Here is an 18,247-nt window from a genome sequence, read left to right as displayed (position 1 = left end):
TTTTCAAGAAGCCTCAAACCCTGACCAGCGTGTTGTGGCAAGCGGCCCAGTGTCCCTCGCCGATTTCGACCTTCGGCGCGGCCTGAACGCAGCGGCTCGTAGCACGCTCACAGCGTGGGTTAAAGGCACAGCCCGTCGGCGGAGCCGCCATGTTCGGCACCTGACCCGGGATGAAGCCCAATGGTTGAGATCCCTGCCCCAACTTCGGCACAGTGGCCATCAATTTCAGGGTGTAGGGATGTGCCGGGCGCTTGAACACCTGACCCACTGGCCCCGTCTCCACCACTTCGCCGGCATACATCACCGCTACCCGGTCACAGAGCGAAGCCACTACGCCAAGGTTATGAGTGATAAACAAAATCGCCAGATCCTGTTCCTGTGCCAACTTGCGCAGTAACGCGATGATCTGAGCCTGCACTGTGACGTCCAGCGCTGTGGTTGGCTCATCGGCGATCAGCAGTTTTGGCCGGCAAGCCAGCGCCATCGCTATCACTACTCGCTGCAATTGCCCGCCGGACATCTGGTGCGGATACTTGCCTAGCGCCAGATCGGGGTCGGGCATGCTCACCGCCTCCAGCGCGCTCATGGCCTCGGCGCGGATTTCCGCTTTCTTCAGTTTCCGATGACATCCGATCACATCGAACATCTGCCGCCCGACAGTGAAAAACGGATTAAGCGCCTTCATCGGATTTTGGAAAATCATGGCTGCGCCACCGCCACGCAATTCAGCCAACTGAGATGCCGATGCGCCGTTAACCTGCTGTCCAGCAACCCTGACACTGCCTCCAAGCCGAGCGGTATCAGGCATCAATCCAAGGCAGGACATGGCGGTCATTGATTTTCCCGAGCCCGACTCCCCCACCAGCCCGAGGACTTCACCGCGCCTGACTTTAAGATCGATACCGCGAACGGCTTTTACGGTTTTGAACAAGCCCGGAAAGGATACCGTCAGCCCCTCCACCTCCAGCACCAGGTCTTGAGCTGTATCGGGTTTCGAGGTGACGACACGCTCGGTATCAGAAGCTTTAAAGGAATTGTTTATCATCAGCGCTTCCCCTTTTTTGGATCGAGCACATCGCGCATCCCGTCGCCCACCAAGTTGACCGCTAATACCAAGACGAAAATTGCCACTCCGGGAAACAACACCGTCCAAGGATTCTCGAGCAACTGCGAGCGCGATGCCGCGGCCATAAGCCCCCATTCGACCATGGGCGGCTTGGCCCCAAGTCCGATGAAGCTCAGCGAGGCAGCGGCGAGAATGGTGTAACCAAAGTCCATGGAGCCCTGCACTATCACAGGCGTGGTGGAATTGGGCAGTACATGGCGAAGCAAGATACGACCATGACTGACTCCCATGGAGCGGGCGGCCTGGATATAGGTTTCTGAACGAACCCTGACCACAGCGCCACGCATTATTCTCGCGTACCAGGGAGACCATGAAACAGCGAGTGCCAACATGGCATTGACGAGCCCCGATCCAAGCGCAGCGGTAATGGCAATCGGCAGCAATAGCGGCGGAAAGGCCAAAAACACATCAGAGAACCGCATCAAAAACGTATCCACTCGACCACCGAAGTAACCGGAAACAAGCCCTAGCGGAATCCCAATCAGCATTGCCAGCAGAGTTACTGTCACTCCGATGATCAGCGAGGTACGTGCGCCATAAAGCACCCGTGAAAAGATGTCACGCCCGAACTCATCGGTGCCCATCCAGTGTGCCCAGTCGGGAGCCAACAACTTCTCGGAAAATACAATTTTGTTCGGCTCATAAGGCGCGAGCCAGGGCGCGAAGACCGCCGCCAAGATAATCAAGAGCAATAACAGCGCGCCGAATACAAACAGCTTGTTATCGTTGGTAAATGCCAAAGCCTTGATACGCCATGACGGAGCTCGCGAGGACATGGACATGCATACGTCTTGAATACTCATTGGACTCGCAGCCTCGGATCAACAAGGTGATACAAGAGATCAACGATCAGGTTGATCGATAAATACGCTGTGGCCAGCACCAAGGTGGCGCCCATTACAGCGGGAAAATCATTTTGGGCAATCGAAAACACCACGAACCCACCAAGGCCCGGCCAATCGAAAACAAACTCAACAACTACCGCACCACCAAGTAGATACCCGAAGGTAAGACCCACCACTGTCAGAAGTGGAATCATTGTCGCCTTCAATGCGTAGGTGTAATGGATACGCCACTGGGGTACACCGTAAGAAATGGCCGTACGGATGTACTCCTCGGATAACACCTCCACCATCATGTTGCGGGTTATCCGGGTGACAGTGGCCAAAGTCACAATGACCAGCGTGAATACGGGTAGCGTCAGGTGTTTGATAGCGCTCCACAGTGCTGCAAAATTGCCGGCCAAAAGGGTGTCGATCAGGTAAAAGCCAGTGACACGTTCAAAAGGACTATCGAGAAGAATGGAAGCATCGATACGCCCTTGCAGCGGCAACCAGTTGAGCTTGCCGTAGAACAGCAATTGCAAGCCCATGGCTAGGATAAAGACCGGAAACGCAGTCCCGGCAATGGAACCCGCTCGTGCCAGATTGTCGACCGCTGAGTTCTGCCTTGCCGCTGAGATAACACCGATTGGCACGCCCAGCACCACAACCCAGAACATTGCAAGGAATGTCAGTTCAAACGTCGCACCTACCCGCCTGACTACTTCCTCAACCACGGGTCGGCCAGTGCGCAGACTGGTGCCAAAATCGCCGCTGAAAAGATGGCTGAGGTAATTTAAGTACTGAACGAGTACAGGCTTGTCCAACCCCAGCTGTTCGCGTGCGACAGCAATCTGCTCCGCTGTGGGGTGATTCCCTAGCATCATTTCGACCGGGGAACCCGGTAGAGACCGGCTTAGAATGAAGGTGATGGTCAATACGCCCAGAAGAATGAAAAACATCACTATCAATCGCTGGACTATATACTTCGCCATTTGGAATACCCTTTGTGGCTTTAAACTTGAACCTGATCTCTTGCTTCCAACATACATCCCCCTAGTCGCATTCAATCTAGAGGGGTTGCGTGGAAAATAACTAATTTCCGACGGTCGATATGTATGCGGAATCAGGTATTTCTACTTCAACACCAAGAACGATTCGTCACTCAGCGACTCAAGTTGTAGTAAAGAATTGCCTCATAAGCAGGGTTCAGGCTCTTTTCCATGCCTTTGATGTCTTTACGAGAAACGCGTATTTGCTGCACGTCTGCATACCAGATCGCAGGAGCGTCTTTGGCCAATAGTTGCTGGGCCTGTACATACTTTTCAGATGACTGGGCCCGATCACTGCCTTCTAGTGCCGCCGCTTCTTCGATCAAGTGATCAAAATCCGGATTGCTGTAGTGAGACAGATTGAATAGCGTGGTCTTCTCTGTATGGAACTCACCGAAAAGCCAATCGCTGGGTGTCGGATACGTCGGCCACCAAGCCATGGATTGCAAGTTAGGTGCGGTATCAAGCTTCTTCGCCCGGTCCCAGATCACCCCCCACTCGCCGGGCCGCAGCTCCACTTCCAGGCCAACTTGAGAGGCGGTCGCCTGGAAGAGCTCAGCTGCGTTGGCATAAACACCACCGATGTATTGCATCGAGACCTTCCAGTCCTTTTTCGGTACCCCGGAGGCTTCCAGCAATTGTCGAGCTTTATCAAGATCGTAAGAAGGCATCGGCACGCTGGCGTGGCCCCAGATATTGGTAGGCAAAGGTCCCTTGGGCACACTGCCGTAACCATGCAGAATGTCTGTGGTGACACTTTCATAATCCCAGAGATATTGCAGCGCCTGGCGAAATGCCAAGTTATCCGTAGGATATTTCTGCGTATTGATCAGAAACTGGAAATTTTTCCAGGAAGGCGCACTGCTCACCTTGATGGCGGGGTTCTCACCCAAAACCTTGAGTTGATCAAGAGGCACATCCCAGGCGACGCCAGCCTCGCCGTTTTTGATCATCTGGGTGCGTGTGGATGCTTCGGATACGACCTTCACGATGACTCGATCAAACTGTCCCTCTTTCCATCCTCCCCAGTAGTCATCGAAACGCTCAAGCACCACTTGCTGGCCCTGCTCGACCTGTCCAAGTTTATATGGGCCGGTTCCAATAGCGTGGGGAGCCATCATCCAGTCATGCCCTTTATTCACCGCCGCCGGAGCGATGATGTAGGCGGCATACTGCCCAGCTGCGATCAAATTGGCAGGAGTAGGATTCTTGAACCTGAGTACTACCGTGTCGTCAGCGAGGGCCTCGACGGCATCCAAATCCTTCCATACAAACGCAGCGCCCTGCTTGAGCTCCTTGACGTAATCGATGGATTTTTTCACCGCCGCAGCATTAAAGGCCGAACCGTCATGAAATTTAACGCCATGCCTTAACTTGAAGGTCCAGGTTTTTCCGTTGTCGCTGCTGTCCCAAGCGGTGGCAAGTCCAGGAGCAAACTCTCCAGCACTGCCTGGCGCGTTATAGACGACAAGTGTCTCGTAAATATTTCCCAGCACCCGTACCTCTTCGGAAAAAGCCGAAGCGGGATCCCAATCCTTGAAGGAGGCTCTATCAGCGACCACCAGGGTATTGTTTGCCGCGTATACCCAACCACTGGTCAATGATGCAGTGACGGAAAGCGCCATCAACCCTGCCATCAAGGTCTTTTTGAGTTTCATCGGTGTTCCTCTTATTTTTATGGTGGGCGCAGCAAATCGCTAGGGAGCAGGCACGAAGTCAACTGGAGTGAATAGTAGATCTGGCCTCTGACGACTGATTACTGGATGGTGGGTTGCATTATTGATCTGCCAAACAACCAGCTCAATTTCGCGATTTCGCAAAAAAAAACGCCAAGTGACGCTCGAAGGCGTCACTTGGCGTCACATCAAAATTAAAACAGCGGAGGGACGAGATTGAACTCACCTTCAGACGGATGTACCAGCAGTCGCGCTTTTACTTCGACCGGGATTTCCGGAGCATCAATCGGAAAACAGCTGCAGCTGGTGAGAGCGTTACGCAGATCGATCGACTCGCCCAGATACTCAAAGACGATATGAGCACCAAAAGGACGGCGGAAATTGTCACCTGAAACGCCGATGACCAAACCATTGAGGAAACGAAAGCGACTACGGTAGGAAGGATATATTGCGGACCATATGTAACCACGAGACGAGAGGTATTCCCGCTCAACGATGTAAATCAGGTCTGAGGAGGCGAAACAAAAACCACGATATTTGTTGATGCCGAAACTCTTCTGCTGATCATCGCCCAGCCTCATCCTCTCGTAGGTTTTACTCAAAATTTTCTCGCCGGAGCGGCTCAGGCGAGTGATCGACTTGATCACTTCGCCAGGCGCTGCGGGTGACATCAAATAGACAAAATAAAAGCCTTGGTACTTCGATAGTTCCTGCGCGGAACTTGGAAAAAAATCAGCGGGCACCGCACTGTCTTGCTCTCGAGTCACGCGCTGGCTGTTAAGCAGAGCGCGGAAGGACTCATGCTCGGAGAATATTTCCCCCTCATCCACCCCAAAAAAAGTGCAGATCTTGCGCAAGGTAAACGACGAAGGAGTCGCTTGCGCCCCCAAGTATTTGTTGAATTGCTGGCGGTTAATATCAAGGGAGCGGCACACCTTCGCTACCGACTTATAAAACCCGCACAGAAGGCGAAGATTTTGACTGAAGTTGTGCATCGATTGAGATGAAGCAGAACTGACCATAAGAGTATCCCTAACGCCACAATTAACAACACGCTGAACTGATCGTTGTCTGGGTCACGGTTTCAAAAGCCGGGTGCATGACATTGCCTGAAAGGGGCGCAGAAACTCGGCATTGCCAACGCGTGATAGCGAGCAGTGAGCCCGACCATAGCGTCTGGATGAGGGGATGTTCAACTAATACACAAACCTGCACCACCCGGCATTAGCCTGTCCCGGTGCTCTGAAGTCTTTTGCTCGTCTTAGAGATCTTCGTTACTCTCACACCGCCTGTGACCACCGGTCACCTGATCAGGGATGAACGCTTACGCAAGCTAGCCAAAGTCATCCAGGAAATTATCAGACACGACGATTAAGTGGCGTGGTTGGGGGGGGGGTGAAGAGTTCCCGATGGAGCTACAGAGCAACGACTGTGTCGACGCCTTTATCGTCGTATCTTTATGTTCTGTCCGCACTGCATAGCGCCAGTTCCAGACTTCGTTCTCCTTAAGGATATAGGATCCCACCTACAAACATGATTGGCCGTCATGGCCGAACCTCCACTTCAGACGAACGCACAAAGGAACGGGCTGCCAACGAATTGCAATGAGGCAGATTGGCAGTCACTCACTCGCTCCATGCGTAAAAAACTTGAAAACAGTTAGATTAGGTAAGTGACTGATTTATGGAAGATAAACCACATGTAACAGTTAGCAAGGTTCCGGAAACCGTGACCGACTTTCCAGCGCTGACCCTCGAAACGCCTGCCGAACACCCGTTCGCCCAATTCGTGCGTATTCTTGGCAAAGGCAAACGTGGCGCTCGCGACCTGACCCGCGAAGAGGCCCGCGAAGCCATGGGCATGGTGCTTGACGACAAGGTTGAAGACACCCAGCTCGGCGCTTTTCTAATGTTGCTGCGACACAAGGAAGAAAGCGCCGAGGAAATGGCCGGCTTCACCGAAGCGCTGCGCGAGCGCCTGCAGGCGCCGGCGCTGAACGTCGATCTGGACTGGCCGACTTACGCTGGCAAGAAGCGTCATCTGCCGTGGTATCTGCTGGCGGCCAAGTGTCTGGCACAGAACGGCGTGCGCATTTTCATGCACGGCGGCGGCGCACACACCGCCGGGCGGCTGTACAGCGAGCAATTGCTTGGGGAATTGAACATTCCGTTGTGCCGCACCTGGCAACAGGTCGGCACGGCGCTGGACAACGGCGGACTGGCCTTCATGCCGCTGGTGGACTGGGCGCCGCAACTGCAAAAGATGATCGATTTGCGCAACACCTTGGGCCTACGCTCACCGATTCATTCCCTGGCGCGGATTCTCAATCCACTGGGCGCGCGTTGCGGCCTGCAAAGCATTTTCCATCCTGGGTATCAAGCCGTGCATCGCGATGCCAGTGGTTTGCTTGGCGACACGGCGATTGTGGTCAAAGGCGATGGCGGCGAAATCGAGATCAACCCGGATGCCGACAGCCACCTCTACGGCACCACCGCCGGCGAGAGCTGGGACGAGGAATGGCCGCAATTGTCGGCGCAGCGCCACGTCAAACCGGCGACCCTGGACGTCGAACACCTGAAAGCCGTATGGCGTGGCGAGGTGGTCGACAGTTACCCGCAAATGGCGTTGATTGCGACCATGGCGCTGGCCTTGCGCGGTCTCGATCAAAGCCGTGAGCAAGCCTTCGCAACCGCCGAGCACTACTGGGCCGCGCGGAACAAATCGATTTAACCGATCATTCGCGCCTGATCTTTGCGCTTTTTGTTCGAACTCATCGGAATAGACTCGACTCCAACGATTATTGGTTTACGGAGTCTTGATCATGGGTTTACTCGTCGATGGCCACTGGCAGGACAAGTGGTACGAAAGCAGCAAGGACGGCGCCTTCCAGCGCGAACAGGCCAAGCGCCGCAACTGGGTAACCGCCAACGGCGAACCCGGCCCCAGCGGTGAAGGCGGTTTTGCCGCGGAGGCCGGGCGCTATCACCTCTATGTTTCGCTCGCCTGTCCGTGGGCGCATCGCACGCTAATCCTGCGCAAACTCAAAGGCCTGGAAAGTCTCATCGATGTCTCGGTGGTCAGTTGGTTGATGCTGGAAAATGGCTGGACCTTCGACACGGCGCTCGGCTCAACCGGCGACAAACTCGATGGATTTGAATTCATGCATCAGCGCTATACCGCCGACACTGCCGATTACACCGGCCGCGTCACCGTGCCGGTGCTGTGGGACAAAAAGCTCAAGCGCATCGTCAGCAATGAATCGGCGGAAATCATCCGCATGTTCAACAGCGCGTTCGATGGTTTGACCGGCAATGATCTGGATTTCTACCCGGCGCCATTACGCGGCGAGATCGATGCGCTGAACGAGCGGATTTATCCGGCGGTGAACAACGGCGTGTATCGCGCAGGTTTTGCGACGTCGCAACAGGCTTATGAAGAAGCGTTCGATGAGGTGTTTGCCGAGTTGGATCATCTGGAGCGGGTGCTGGGTGCCAATCGCTACTTGTCGGGAGAGTACCTGACGGAAGCGGACATCCGTTTGTTCACCACGATGATTCGTTTTGACGCGGTCTACCACGGCCACTTCAAGTGCAACCTGCGACGGATTGCCGATTACCCGAATCTGTCAAACTGGCTGCGTGAGGTTTATCAGTTGCCGGGGATTGCTGAGACGGTGGATTTCCAGCACATCAAGAATCATTACTACGGCAGTCACAAGACCATTAACCCGACGGGAGTTGTGCCGAAGGGGCCGGAGCAAGATTTCAACGTCGTCCATGATCGGGCGCGGTTGAGCGGCAAAGGGGTTTGGCGAAAAGGTTGAGAGTTATAGGGTTTTGGAAGGCCTCTTCGCGAGCAAGCTCGCTCCCACACTGGATATGTGTCGTTCACAAATCCCCTGTGGGAGCGAGCTTGCTCGCGAATGGGTCAACTCGGTCTTTCAGACCTGTGCCTGAGCCCCTTCGAACCACGCCAGCTTCTCGCGCAGTTGCACCACTTCACCGACGATGACCAGTGTCGGCGCATGCACTTCATGCTCCGCCACCAGTCGCGGCAGGTCAGCCAGCGTGCCGGTGAAGACGCGCTGATTGACCGTGGTGCCCTGCTGAATCAATGCCGCCGGGGTATCGGCTGAACGACCATGTTTGATCAGTTGTTCGCAGATGACCGGCAACCCGACCAGGCCCATGTAGAACACCAGCGTCTGCGCCGGCGCGACAAGGTCGGCCCAAGGCAGATCGGTGGAGCCGTCCTTCAGATGGCCGGTAACAAAGCGCACCGACTGCGCATGATCACGATGCGTCAGCGGAATCCCGGCATATGCCGCGCAACCACTGGCCGCAGTGATACCCGGCACCACCTGAAACGGAATGCCGTGAGCGGCCAGCTCTTCGATCTCTTCGCCGCCACGGCCGAAGATAAACGGATCACCGCCCTTCAACCGCACCACACGCTTGCCGGCCTTGGCCAGGTCGACCAGTTGCTGGTTGATCTGATCCTGTGGCACAGCGTGATCAGACCGACGCTTGCCGACGTAGACGCGCTCGGCATCACGACGGCACAGCTCAAGAATCGCTGGCGCCACCAAGCGGTCGTACAGCACCACGTCGGCTTGCTGCATCAGACGCAACGCCTTGAAGGTCAGCAGGTCTGGATCGCCCGGGCCCGCGCCGACCAGATACACCTCGCCGGTCGTGACCATGGCTTCGCCATAGATCTTGGCTTGCAGCAGACGCTCGGCTTCCGCGCCCTGCCCGGCCAGTTGCCGGTCGGCAATCGGCCCCTGAAACACGTCTTCCCAGAAACCACGACGCTGCTGCACATCCGGAAACAGGCTTTTCACCTGATTGCGGAAACGCGCGGCGAGCCCGGCCAATTGGCCGTAGGTCGATGGAATCCAGGTTTCGATCTTGGCGCGGATCAAACGCGCCAGCACCGGCGCATCGCCGCCGCTGGACACGGCAATGATCAGCGGCGAACGGTCGACGATCGCCGGGAAGATCACACTGCACAAGGCAGGCGCGTCGACCACGTTGACCGGCACGCAGCGCTTGTGCGCATCCGTGGAGACTTGGGCGTTCAGCGTCTCATCGTCGGTGGCGGCAATAATCAGCCCGCAACCGTCGAGATCCGCCTCGACGTAACCGCGCAACAGGCATTCACCGCCAGAGGCGACGACCAGTTCACGCAGTTGCGTTTCGATTTCAGGTGCGACCACCCGCAGCAGCGCACCGGCATCGGCCAGCAGGCGGGATTTGCGCAAGGCAATTTCCCCCCCACCGACGACCAACACACGACTGCCGCGCAGGTTGTGAAACAGCGGCAGATATTTCATTTAGCCGATGACCTCAAGGCCACCCATGTACGGCTTGAGTACGTCCGGCACACGGATCGAGCCGTCGGCCTGCTGGTAGTTTTCCAGCACGGCCACCAGCGTACGGCCTACGGCCAGACCGGAACCGTTCAAGGTGTGCACCAGTTCAGGCTTGCCGGTTTCCGGGTTGCGGAAACGCGCTTGCATACGACGGGCCTGGAAGTCGCCGCAGTTCGAGCACGAGGAGATTTCGCGGTACTTGTCCTGGCTCGGGATCCACACTTCCAGATCGTAGGTCTTGACCGCGCTGAAACCCATGTCGCCGGTGCACAGCGCCAGGGTGCGGTAAGGCAGACCGAGCAGTTGCAGGACTTTTTCGGCGTTGGCGGTCAGGCCTTCCAGCGCTTCCATCGAAGTCGATGGCTCAACGATCTGGACCATTTCGACTTTGTCGAACTGGTGCTGACGGATCATGCCGCGGGTGTCACGGCCCGATGCACCGGCTTCACTGCGGAAGCACGGAGTGTGCGCGACGAACTTGATCGGCAGCAGTTTCGAATCGACGATTTCGCCCGCAACGATGTTGGTCAGCGACACTTCAGCGGTCGGGATCAGGTAGAGATCGGCTTCGCCTTCGCGAGCGATCTTGAACAGGTCTTCTTCGAACTTCGGCAGTTGACCGGTGCCTTGCAGCGCCGGCGCCTGAACCAGATAAGGCGTGTAAGCCTCTTCGTAGCCGTGCTCGTTGACGTGCAGGTTGATCATGAACTGTGCGAGCGCACGGTGCAGACGTGCGATCGGGCCACGCAGCAGGGCGAAACGCGCGCCGGACAGCTTGGCGGCGGTTTCGAAATCCAGCCAGCCGAACTTTTCGCCCAGGGCAACGTGGTCTTTCACTTCGAAGTCGAACGCGGTCGGCGTGCCCCAGCGGCGCACTTCAACGTTGTCGTCTTCGTCTTTGCCGACCGGCACGGATTCGTGCGGCAGGTTGGGGATACCGAGCAGGATCGAATCCAGTTCGGTCTGGATCGCGTCCAGCTCGACTTTACCGGCACTCAGTTCGCCCGCCATGCGCTCGACGTCCGCCATCAACGGCGCGATGTCTTCGCCGCGCTGCTTGGCCTGACCGATGGATTTGGAACGCGCGTTACGCTCAGCCTGCAGTGCTTCGGTGCGGGTCTGGACGGTCTTGCGCTGTTCTTCCAGCGCTTCGATGCGCGCGGTATCCAGGGCAAAGCCACGGGAAGCCAGGCGGTCCGCTACGTCCTGAAGGTTGCTACGTAACAGTTTGGAATCGAGCATGTCGGTTTCTCGTTATCAAAGTTTGGTCAAAGACAGGCCGGCCCACGTGGCGAGCAGCCCGCCGAATACGCTGAGTGCCGCATAGCCCAGAGCCAGCGGCACTTGCCCGCTTTCCAGCAGGCGCACCGTATCCAGTGAAAAGGATGAAAATGTCGTCAGCCCCCCAAGGAAGCCGACCATCAACCCGGCGCGTACCTCGATCGGCACTTCCGGGCGTATCAAAAACAGGCCGTACAACACGCCAATCAGCAGACAGCCCACGATATTAACGGCCAGCGTCGCGGTATAGAAGTGCCGCGGCCAATTGGCGTTGACCCAATTACCGGTGGCGAAGCGCAACAAGGTGCCGGCAACCCCGCCGGCGGAGACCGCAATGATCAATGGAAGCACTATTTTCTCCGCTGCCGAGGGCTTAAACGATCGAGTTGGGCGAGGTGGTTGAGCTTCTCGCCGATCTTCAACTCCAAGCCGCGCGGCACCGGTTGGTAGAACGGGATGGGATCAAGCTCTTCCGGGAAATAGTCTTCGCCGGCGGCATAAGCGTCCGGCTCGTCGTGGGCGTAGCGGTATTCGTCACCGTAGCCCAATTGTTTCATCAGTTTGGTCGGTGCGTTGCGCAGGTGCAGTGGCACTTCCAGCGAGCCGTTTTCAGCGGCGGCGCGCAAAGCGGTTTTGAAGCCCATGTACACCGCGTTGCTTTTTGGCGCACAGGCCAGATAGGTGATGGCTTGGGCCACGGCCAACTCGCCTTCCGGGCTGCCGAGACGCTCCTGCACTTCCCACGCCGCCAGGCACAGGCTGAGGGCGCGCGGGTCGGCATTGCCGATGTCTTCGCTGGCCATGCGCACTACGCGCCGGGCCAGGTACAGCGGATCGCAACCGCCGTCGATCATTCGCGCAAACCAGTACAGTGCACCGTCGGGGTTGGAGCCGCGCACGGACTTGTGCAGCGCCGATATCTGGTCGTAGAACGCTTCGCCGCCCTTGTCGAAACGCCGGCGGGTGTCGCCGAGCAGGCTCTGCAGCAGCTCGGTGCCGATTTCGCTGTTGTCTTCAGCCAGGTCCGAGGCGTTTTCCAGCAGGTTGAGCAGACGCCGGCCATCGCCATCGGCGGCGGACAGCAGCATCTGGAAGCCTTCATCGTTCAGCGTCAGGTTGCGCTTGCCCAGACCGCGCTCTTCGGTAAGCGCGCGGTGCACCAGTTTGCGCAGCGCCGCTTCGTCGAGGCTTTTCAGCACGTAGACGCGAGCACGCGACAACAAGGCGTTGTTGAGTTCGAACGAAGGGTTTTCGGTGGTGGCGCCGATGAAGATCAGCGTGCCGTCTTCAACGTAAGGCAGAAACGCATCCTGCTGGGATTTGTTGAAGCGGTGCACTTCATCGACGAACAAAATGGTGCGCTTGCCGTACTGGCCGGCCTGCTGCTTGGCAATTTCAACGGCCTGACGGATCTCTTTGACCCCGGCGAGCACCGCCGAGACCGTTTCGAAGTGCGCATCGGAGACTTCCGCGAGCAACCGCGCCAGGGTGGTTTTACCCACTCCGGGCGGGCCCCAGAAGATCATCGAATGCAGGGCACCCTGCTCCAGCGCCTCACGCAGAGGCTTGCCGCGAGCGAGCACGTGCTCCTGACCGACGTACTCATCCAGATTGGTCGCACGCAAACGCGCGGCCAGTGGCTGGGCAATCGGTGCACTGCGAAACAGATCCATCACGTAGCGTTGAAACCTCTATTTGATCAGGTCGATCATTTGCCCTTGTGGGAGTGAGCCTGCTCGCGAAAGCGGTGTATCAGCCACTATTAATGCTGGATGAAATATCGCTTTCGCGAGCAGGCTCGCTCCCACAGGGTTTACGTGTTTATTCCTGGATCACGTCGGCACCCTTGGGGATGTCGAACTTGAACTTCGATGCCGATACCGGCTCGTTGGCCTTGACGCCGGTAAACAGGATGTTGGTGCGCTGGCCGACGCTGTCGATCAGTTGCATATCGTTGAGCAGACCGTTGCGGAACGACAGACGCAGGTTATCGAACAGAGTGTCTTTGGTTTTCGGCTTGAGGGTGAAGTCGATCACGCCGCCCGCCTCTTTCGCGCTGATATCAAAGCTCTGGCTGATCTTCGACACATCACCGGACAGCAGCAGCGCCGGGGTTTGGGTCAGACGCTCGTCGAGCTTCTTGATGGTCGCCTGTTCCAGATCCGGGTCCCACAGGGTGACTTTCTTGCCATCGGAAACCATGGTCTGTTCGTTTGGCGCATTGGTGTGCCAGTAGAACAGGCCCGGACGCTGCAGGGTCATGTTGCCGGTGGTTTCCTGCAACTGCGTGCCGCTGCCGTCGAGGGTCAGCTGCGAGAAGTTCGCGCTCAGGGTCTTGGATGTTTCCAGCAATTGGGTCAGACGCGCCACGTCCTTGTCATCGGCGTGGGCCGTGAGAGTGGTCAGCGCCAGTACTGGCAGCAGCATGCGGATAAGACGCATGGGAGTCCTCTTGAATACTCGTTGGGAGAGCGGCGGCACATCATTGTCCCGCCTCTTGCGTTTGCAATCAGTCGCGTACCGGGCCCGGGGCCAGGACTTCACGGGAACCGTTGGTGTTCATCGAGGTGACGACCCCGGCCATTTCCATGGCTTCGATCATCCGAGCGGCGCGGTTGTAGCCGATCTTCAGCTTGCGCTGTACAGCGGAAATCGAGGCACGACGGCTTTCGAGAACGAACTGTACGGCTTCGTCATACAGCGCGTCGGCTTCCGGATCATCGCCGTCGCCGCCACCGCTGCTGCCTTCAAAACCGCTGCCAGCTTCTTCGACACCGTTGAGGATGTCATCGTTGTATTCCGGTGCGCCGCGCAGTTTCCACGCTTCGACCACACGGTGTACCTCATCGTCGGATACGAATGCACCGTGAACCCGAATCGGCAGGCTGGTGCCCGGCGGCATGTAGAGCATGTCACCGTGACCGAGCAGTTGTTCGGCGCCACCCTGGTCGATGATGGTGCGGGAGTCGATCTTGCTCGACACCTGGAACGCCATACGCGTCGGAATGTTGGCCTTGATCAGACCGGTGATCACGTCCACCGACGGCCGCTGGGTCGCGAGGATCAAGTGAATACCGGCAGCACGGGCCTTCTGGGCGATACGGGCGATCAGTTCTTCAACCTTCTTGCCGACGATCATCATCATGTCGGCGAATTCGTCGACCACCACGACGATGGTCGGCAGTTTCTGCAGCAGCGGCGCTTCGTCGTGAATGCTTTCACGCTTGTACAGCGGATCGCTCAACGGTTCGCCCGCGTCCTGGGCTTCCTTGACCTTGGCGTTGAAGCCGGACAGGTTGCGCACGCCCATTTTCGCCATCAGCTTGTAGCGGCGCTCCATCTCGGCAACGCTCCAGCGCAAGGCGTTGGCGGCGTCCTTCATGTCGGTCACGACCGGGCAAAGCAGATGCGGAATGCCTTCGTAGATCGACAGTTCCAACATTTTCGGGTCGATCATGATCAGCTTGGCGTCTTCCGGGCCGGACTTGAACAGGATCGACAGGATCATCGCGTTCACACCCACCGACTTACCGGAACCGGTCGTACCGGCCACCAGCAGGTGCGGCATCTTCGCCAGGTCAGTAATGACCGGCTTACCGCCGATGTCGTGACCCAGCGCCAGGGTGACCGGCGATTTGAAATTGTCGTATTCAGGCGTCGACAGCACTTCGGAGAAGCGCACGATCTGCCGGTCTTCGTTGGGAATCTCGATACCGACGGTGGTCTTGCCCGGAATCACCTCGACCACCCGCACACTGGTCACGGCCAGGGAACGTGCAAGGTCTTTGGCCAGGTTGGCGATGCGGCTGACTTTGACACCGGCGGCAGGCTGGATTTCGTAACGGGTAATCACCGGGCCCGGGTGAATCGAATCCACCGTGACCTCAACACCGAACTCCTTGAGCTTGATCTCCAGCAAATGGCCGACGGCCGCCAGGGATTCCGGTGAGTAATTGAGTTGTTTCTTTTCCGCAGGATCAAGAATCGAGATCGGCGGCAAGGTGCCTTCCACGGCGCTGTCGACGAACAACGGCACCTGCTTCTCTTTCTGCACGCGCTTGCTTGGCTCGGGCGCCTTGGCCGGGGCCGGGGCGATAACCGGCGGCACTTGTTTCTCGCGGTCGGACATGTGTTTGCTCAGGGCTTGCTCACGTTCGATCAGGCGTTCTTTGACTTTGGCTTGTTCGCGCTTGTCAGTGACCGTCGGCGCGACCACGTCATGCACGCGATCGTCGACTTCACGCAATTGCGCAACCAACTGCTTGCGCTCGGTACGGGCCGACCACCAGCGATTGAGCGCGCCTTGAAACAGTTCGAACAGATCAAGGGTGATCTTGCCGGTGATATCCATCACCTTGAACCACGACAGATCAGTGAACACCGTCAGACCGAACAGGAACAACGCAATAAACAACAGGGTGCTGCCCTGAATATTCAGCGCATTCTTCGCCAGATTGCCGAGGCTTTCGCCCAACGCGCCACCAGCCCCCGCCGGCAGACCCGAGGCCGCGTGAAAGTGCAGATGCGCCAGCGCAGCGCCAGACAACACCAGAAACACCAGACCGATCAGACGCCAGGAAAACAGCCAGCCGCTCCACTGCCACGGCTCGTGGCGCTGGCGGAAGATCTGGTAGGCCTTGATCGCCAGCAGCAACGGGAAGATATAGGCGAAGTAACCCAGCACCATGAACAGGATGTCGGCGCTGTAGGAGCCCGCCGGGCCGCCGAAATTCTGTACGTCATCGATCTTGCTGTTGTGGCTCCAGCCTGGATCGTCCTTGCCGTAGGTCAGCAAAGCCATCATCAGGAACAGGCACAAGGCGCCGATGGCGATCAATGCACCTTCCTTGAGCCGGTAGTGCAACTGTTGGCGCCAGAGCGGGACGACTGTTTTTGGTGCTTCGGTGGATTTCTTCAAAACGCTTCTTTTCCTGCGCCCAAGGCGCGTCCATCTATTGAATGACGATAAAAACTGCCCAATCCAGGCAGGTAAAAAAGTGAACGAGCGCAACTGAGACTACTTTTAACACTGTGCTGCCGCTTTTATAAATACAGCGCACGGCGAACATTCTGTAACAGCCCGGCATTGTACGGGTTTGTGCGTGCGATGCCATGCTTCAAGCCCCAGGATCGAGCATAGTCAAGCACACACAAGCCGAGACTCAATTTGAGCATGCATTACCTTTTGTGACAAAGGCTTATGAGGTCTATTTGATGAACGTAGCGAAGCATTCACGCCTGATCATCCTCGGCTCCGGCCCGGCCGGTTACAGCGCTGCCGTGTATGCCGCCCGCGCCAACCTCAAACCCGTGGTCATCACCGGCCTGCAGGCCGGTGGCCAGCTCACCACCACCGTCGAGGTCGACAACTGGCCCGGTGACGTCGAAGGCCTCACCGGGCCGGTGCTGATGGAGCGCATGCAGAAACACGCCGAACGCTTTGCCACAGAGATCGTTTACGACCACATCCACACCGCCAAGTTGCAGCAGCGCCCGTTCGAGCTTATCGGCGACAGCGGCACTTACACCTGCGACGCACTGATCATTGCCACCGGCGCCTCGGCGCAGTATCTGGGCTTGCCCTCGGAAGAAGCCTTCGCCGGCAAAGGCGTTTCCGCCTGTGCGACCTGTGACGGCTTCTTCTATCGCAATCAGGTGGTCGCCGTAGTCGGCGGCGGCAATACGGCGGTTGAGGAGGCACTTTACCTGTCGAACATCGCCAGAGAGGTGCACCTGATCCATCGTCGCGACAAACTGCGTTCGGAGAAAATCCTTCAGGACAAACTGTTCGAGAAAGCTGCGAACGGCAACGTGCGCCTGCACTGGAACCAGAATCTCGACGAAGTGCTCGGCGATGCCAGCGGCGTCACCGGCGCGCGACTGCGGGACAGTCATACCGGCGAAACCCGCGAACTGGCGTTGGCCGGCGTATTCATTGCCATTGGTCACAAGCCCAACACCGACCTGTTCCAAGGCCAGTTGCCGATGCGCGACGGCTACTTGCGGGTCAAGGGCGGCAGCGACGGCGACGCCACCGCCACCGAGATTCCCGGGGTATTTGCCGCCGGTGACGTGGCTGACCACGTTTACCGCCAGGCGGTAACGTCAGCCGGTGCCGGGTGTATGGCCGCACTGGATGCCGAGAAGTATCTGGACGACATTCCTGTCATTTAACGGCACACTTTATCGCGGGCCAGACGCCCCACCGCCCTCCCCTTCTGTAAGCCTGGATGCCATGCTGACTTGGTTACAACGTAATTCCCTGACTTTTCCGCCACTGGAAAAGGCCATGCGCGACCCCAACGGATTGCTGGCTGCGGGTGGCGATTTGTCGGCCGACCGGCTGATTCAAGCTTATCGCCATGGCTGCTTTCCATGGTTTTCCGAGGGTCAGCCGATTCTCTGGTGGTCGCCGGATCCGCGCACCGTCTTATTTCCCGACGAACTGCATGTCTCGCGCAGCCTCGGCAAACTGCTGCGTCAGGAACGCTATCAAGTCACCTTCGATCAGGATTTCGATGCCGTGATCCGCGCCTGTGCCGCACCACGGGATTACGCCGATGGCACCTGGATCACCGAGGCGATGCAGGACGCCTATGTCGAACTGCATCGTCGCGGCTTCGCGCATTCGGTGGAGGTCTGGGATCAGGGCGAACTGGTCGGTGGCCTGTACGGCCTGGCGATGGGCCAATTGTTTTTTGGTGAATCGATGTTCAGCCGCGCCGACAATGCCTCGAAATTCGGCTTTGCGACCCTGGTGCGGCATCTGAAAGACTCGGGATTCGTGCTAATCGATTGCCAGATGCCGACCGATCATCTGCACAGCCTCGGCGCCAGAGCCATTCCCCGCCAGGAATTCGCCGACTATCTGGCCCGCCATCTGGACCAACCCAATCGTGCCACCTGGGTTTGCTGAG

15 protein-coding genes are annotated in these 18,247 nt (G+C 57.6%); 4 read left to right on the top strand and 11 right to left on the bottom strand.

Features of this window, described 5'->3' with window-relative positions:
• Nucleotides 1-13: 13 nt before the first annotated feature.
• The 5 genes from BMY54_RS15770 to BMY54_RS15750 all read right to left on the bottom strand — a co-directional run bounded on the left by BMY54_RS15770 (nt 14) and on the right by BMY54_RS15750 (nt 5,697).
• A complete protein-coding gene (locus tag BMY54_RS15770) occupies nt 14-1,045 on the bottom strand; it encodes an ABC transporter ATP-binding protein (RefSeq protein WP_256573910.1) in 1,032 nt (343 codons plus the stop codon).
• Complete coding sequence (locus BMY54_RS15765; protein WP_256573909.1) at nt 1,045-1,908, bottom strand: ABC transporter permease; 864 nt, start codon at nt 1,906-1,908, stop codon at nt 1,045-1,047. The genes BMY54_RS15770 and BMY54_RS15765 overlap by 1 nt, the downstream gene beginning before the upstream one ends.
• Before the next feature lie 17 nt (nt 1,909-1,925).
• Nucleotides 1,926-2,942 carry an ABC transporter permease gene (locus tag BMY54_RS15760; RefSeq protein ID WP_093434318.1) on the bottom strand — a complete coding sequence of 339 codons (1,017 nt, stop codon included), beginning with the start codon at nt 2,940-2,942 and terminating at the stop codon, nt 1,926-1,928.
• A gap of 170 nt (nt 2,943-3,112) precedes the next feature.
• Nucleotides 3,113-4,657 (bottom strand): ABC transporter substrate-binding protein, encoded by a 1,545-nt coding sequence (locus tag BMY54_RS15755; RefSeq protein ID WP_093434315.1) that lies wholly within the window; start codon nt 4,655-4,657, stop codon nt 3,113-3,115.
• A 212-nt stretch (nt 4,658-4,869) separates the two neighbouring features.
• On the bottom strand, nt 4,870-5,697 hold the full coding sequence (locus tag BMY54_RS15750; RefSeq protein WP_093434312.1) for a helix-turn-helix domain-containing protein: 828 nt from the start codon (nt 5,695-5,697) through the stop codon (nt 4,870-4,872).
• 706 nt (nt 5,698-6,403) lie between these two features.
• Between BMY54_RS15750 and BMY54_RS15745 the strand changes: the two genes are divergently transcribed.
• Both BMY54_RS15745 and BMY54_RS15740 read left to right on the top strand, forming a co-directional pair.
• Complete coding sequence (locus BMY54_RS15745; RefSeq protein ID WP_093434378.1) at nt 6,404-7,405, top strand: glycosyl transferase family protein; 1,002 nt, start codon at nt 6,404-6,406, stop codon at nt 7,403-7,405.
• A 91-nt stretch (nt 7,406-7,496) separates the two neighbouring features.
• Nucleotides 7,497-8,498: a glutathione S-transferase family protein gene (locus tag BMY54_RS15740; protein WP_093434309.1), complete on the top strand. Its 1,002-nt coding sequence runs from the start codon at nt 7,497-7,499 to the stop codon at nt 8,496-8,498.
• A gap of 117 nt (nt 8,499-8,615) precedes the next feature.
• On the opposite strand, the gene cysG is transcribed toward BMY54_RS15740, so the two are convergent.
• The 6 genes from cysG to BMY54_RS15710 form a co-directional block, all read right to left on the bottom strand.
• On the bottom strand, nt 8,616-10,010 hold the full coding sequence (cysG, locus tag BMY54_RS15735; protein WP_093434306.1) for a siroheme synthase CysG: 1,395 nt from the start codon (nt 10,008-10,010) through the stop codon (nt 8,616-8,618).
• A complete protein-coding gene (gene serS / locus BMY54_RS15730; RefSeq protein ID WP_007908080.1) occupies nt 10,011-11,291 on the bottom strand; it encodes a serine--tRNA ligase in 1,281 nt (426 codons plus the stop codon). It lies immediately after the preceding gene.
• Between the two features lie 15 nt (nt 11,292-11,306).
• Nucleotides 11,307-11,681 (bottom strand): fluoride efflux transporter CrcB, encoded by a 375-nt coding sequence (gene crcB, locus BMY54_RS15725; protein ID WP_007908079.1) that lies wholly within the window; start codon nt 11,679-11,681, stop codon nt 11,307-11,309.
• A complete protein-coding gene (locus BMY54_RS15720) occupies nt 11,681-13,003 on the bottom strand; it encodes a replication-associated recombination protein A (protein ID WP_034155144.1) in 1,323 nt (440 codons plus the stop codon). Before BMY54_RS15720 ends, crcB begins: the two co-directional genes overlap by 1 nt.
• A gap of 148 nt (nt 13,004-13,151) precedes the next feature.
• Nucleotides 13,152-13,772, bottom strand: coding sequence for an outer membrane lipoprotein periplasmic chaperone LolA (gene lolA / locus BMY54_RS15715; RefSeq protein WP_093434303.1), 621 nt, complete (start codon nt 13,770-13,772; stop codon nt 13,152-13,154).
• 67 nt (nt 13,773-13,839) lie between these two features.
• Complete coding sequence (locus BMY54_RS15710) at nt 13,840-16,248, bottom strand: DNA translocase FtsK (RefSeq protein ID WP_034155142.1); 2,409 nt, start codon at nt 16,246-16,248, stop codon at nt 13,840-13,842.
• A 296-nt stretch (nt 16,249-16,544) separates the two neighbouring features.
• Between BMY54_RS15710 and trxB the strand changes: the two genes are divergently transcribed.
• The gene (trxB, locus tag BMY54_RS15705) at nt 16,545-17,504 is read left to right on the top strand and encodes a thioredoxin-disulfide reductase (protein WP_093434300.1); all 960 of its coding nucleotides are present in this window, start codon (nt 16,545-16,547) and stop codon (nt 17,502-17,504) included.
• A 61-nt stretch (nt 17,505-17,565) separates the two neighbouring features.
• On the top strand, nt 17,566-18,246 hold the full coding sequence (gene aat / locus BMY54_RS15700) for a leucyl/phenylalanyl-tRNA--protein transferase (RefSeq protein ID WP_093434297.1): 681 nt from the start codon (nt 17,566-17,568) through the stop codon (nt 18,244-18,246).
• The last annotated feature ends 1 nt before the right edge of the window (nt 18,247 follow it).

Source organism: Pseudomonas sp. ok266, assembly GCF_900110195.1.
GTDB classification, from domain to species: Bacteria; Pseudomonadota; Gammaproteobacteria; order Pseudomonadales; family Pseudomonadaceae; genus Aquipseudomonas; species Aquipseudomonas neuropathica.
The sequence above is the reverse complement of the archived record's forward strand: the minus strand, read 5'-3'. Positions and strand labels throughout refer to the sequence as shown.

Coding starts and splice junctions, on each gene's coding strand:
- BMY54_RS15740 (WP_093434309.1), top strand. CDS start 7,497: ATGGGTTTACTCGTCGATGGCCACTGGCAGGACAAGTGGTACGAAAGC.
- lolA (WP_093434303.1), bottom strand. CDS start 13,772: ATGCGTCTTATCCGCATGCTGCTGCCAGTACTGGCGCTGACCACTCTC.
- serS (WP_007908080.1), bottom strand. CDS start 11,291: ATGCTCGATTCCAAACTGTTACGTAGCAACCTTCAGGACGTAGCGGAC.
- trxB (WP_093434300.1), top strand. CDS start 16,545: ATGAACGTAGCGAAGCATTCACGCCTGATCATCCTCGGCTCCGGCCCG.
- aat (WP_093434297.1), top strand. CDS start 17,566: ATGCTGACTTGGTTACAACGTAATTCCCTGACTTTTCCGCCACTGGAA.
- BMY54_RS15770 (WP_256573910.1), bottom strand. CDS start 1,045: ATGATAAACAATTCCTTTAAAGCTTCTGATACCGAGCGTGTCGTCACC.
- BMY54_RS15750 (WP_093434312.1), bottom strand. CDS start 5,697: ATGGTCAGTTCTGCTTCATCTCAATCGATGCACAACTTCAGTCAAAAT.
- BMY54_RS15765 (WP_256573909.1), bottom strand. CDS start 1,908: ATGTCCATGTCCTCGCGAGCTCCGTCATGGCGTATCAAGGCTTTGGCA.
- cysG (WP_093434306.1), bottom strand. CDS start 10,010: ATGAAATATCTGCCGCTGTTTCACAACCTGCGCGGCAGTCGTGTGTTG.
- BMY54_RS15760 (WP_093434318.1), bottom strand. CDS start 2,942: ATGGCGAAGTATATAGTCCAGCGATTGATAGTGATGTTTTTCATTCTT.
- BMY54_RS15755 (WP_093434315.1), bottom strand. CDS start 4,657: ATGAAACTCAAAAAGACCTTGATGGCAGGGTTGATGGCGCTTTCCGTC.
- BMY54_RS15720 (WP_034155144.1), bottom strand. CDS start 13,003: ATGGATCTGTTTCGCAGTGCACCGATTGCCCAGCCACTGGCCGCGCGT.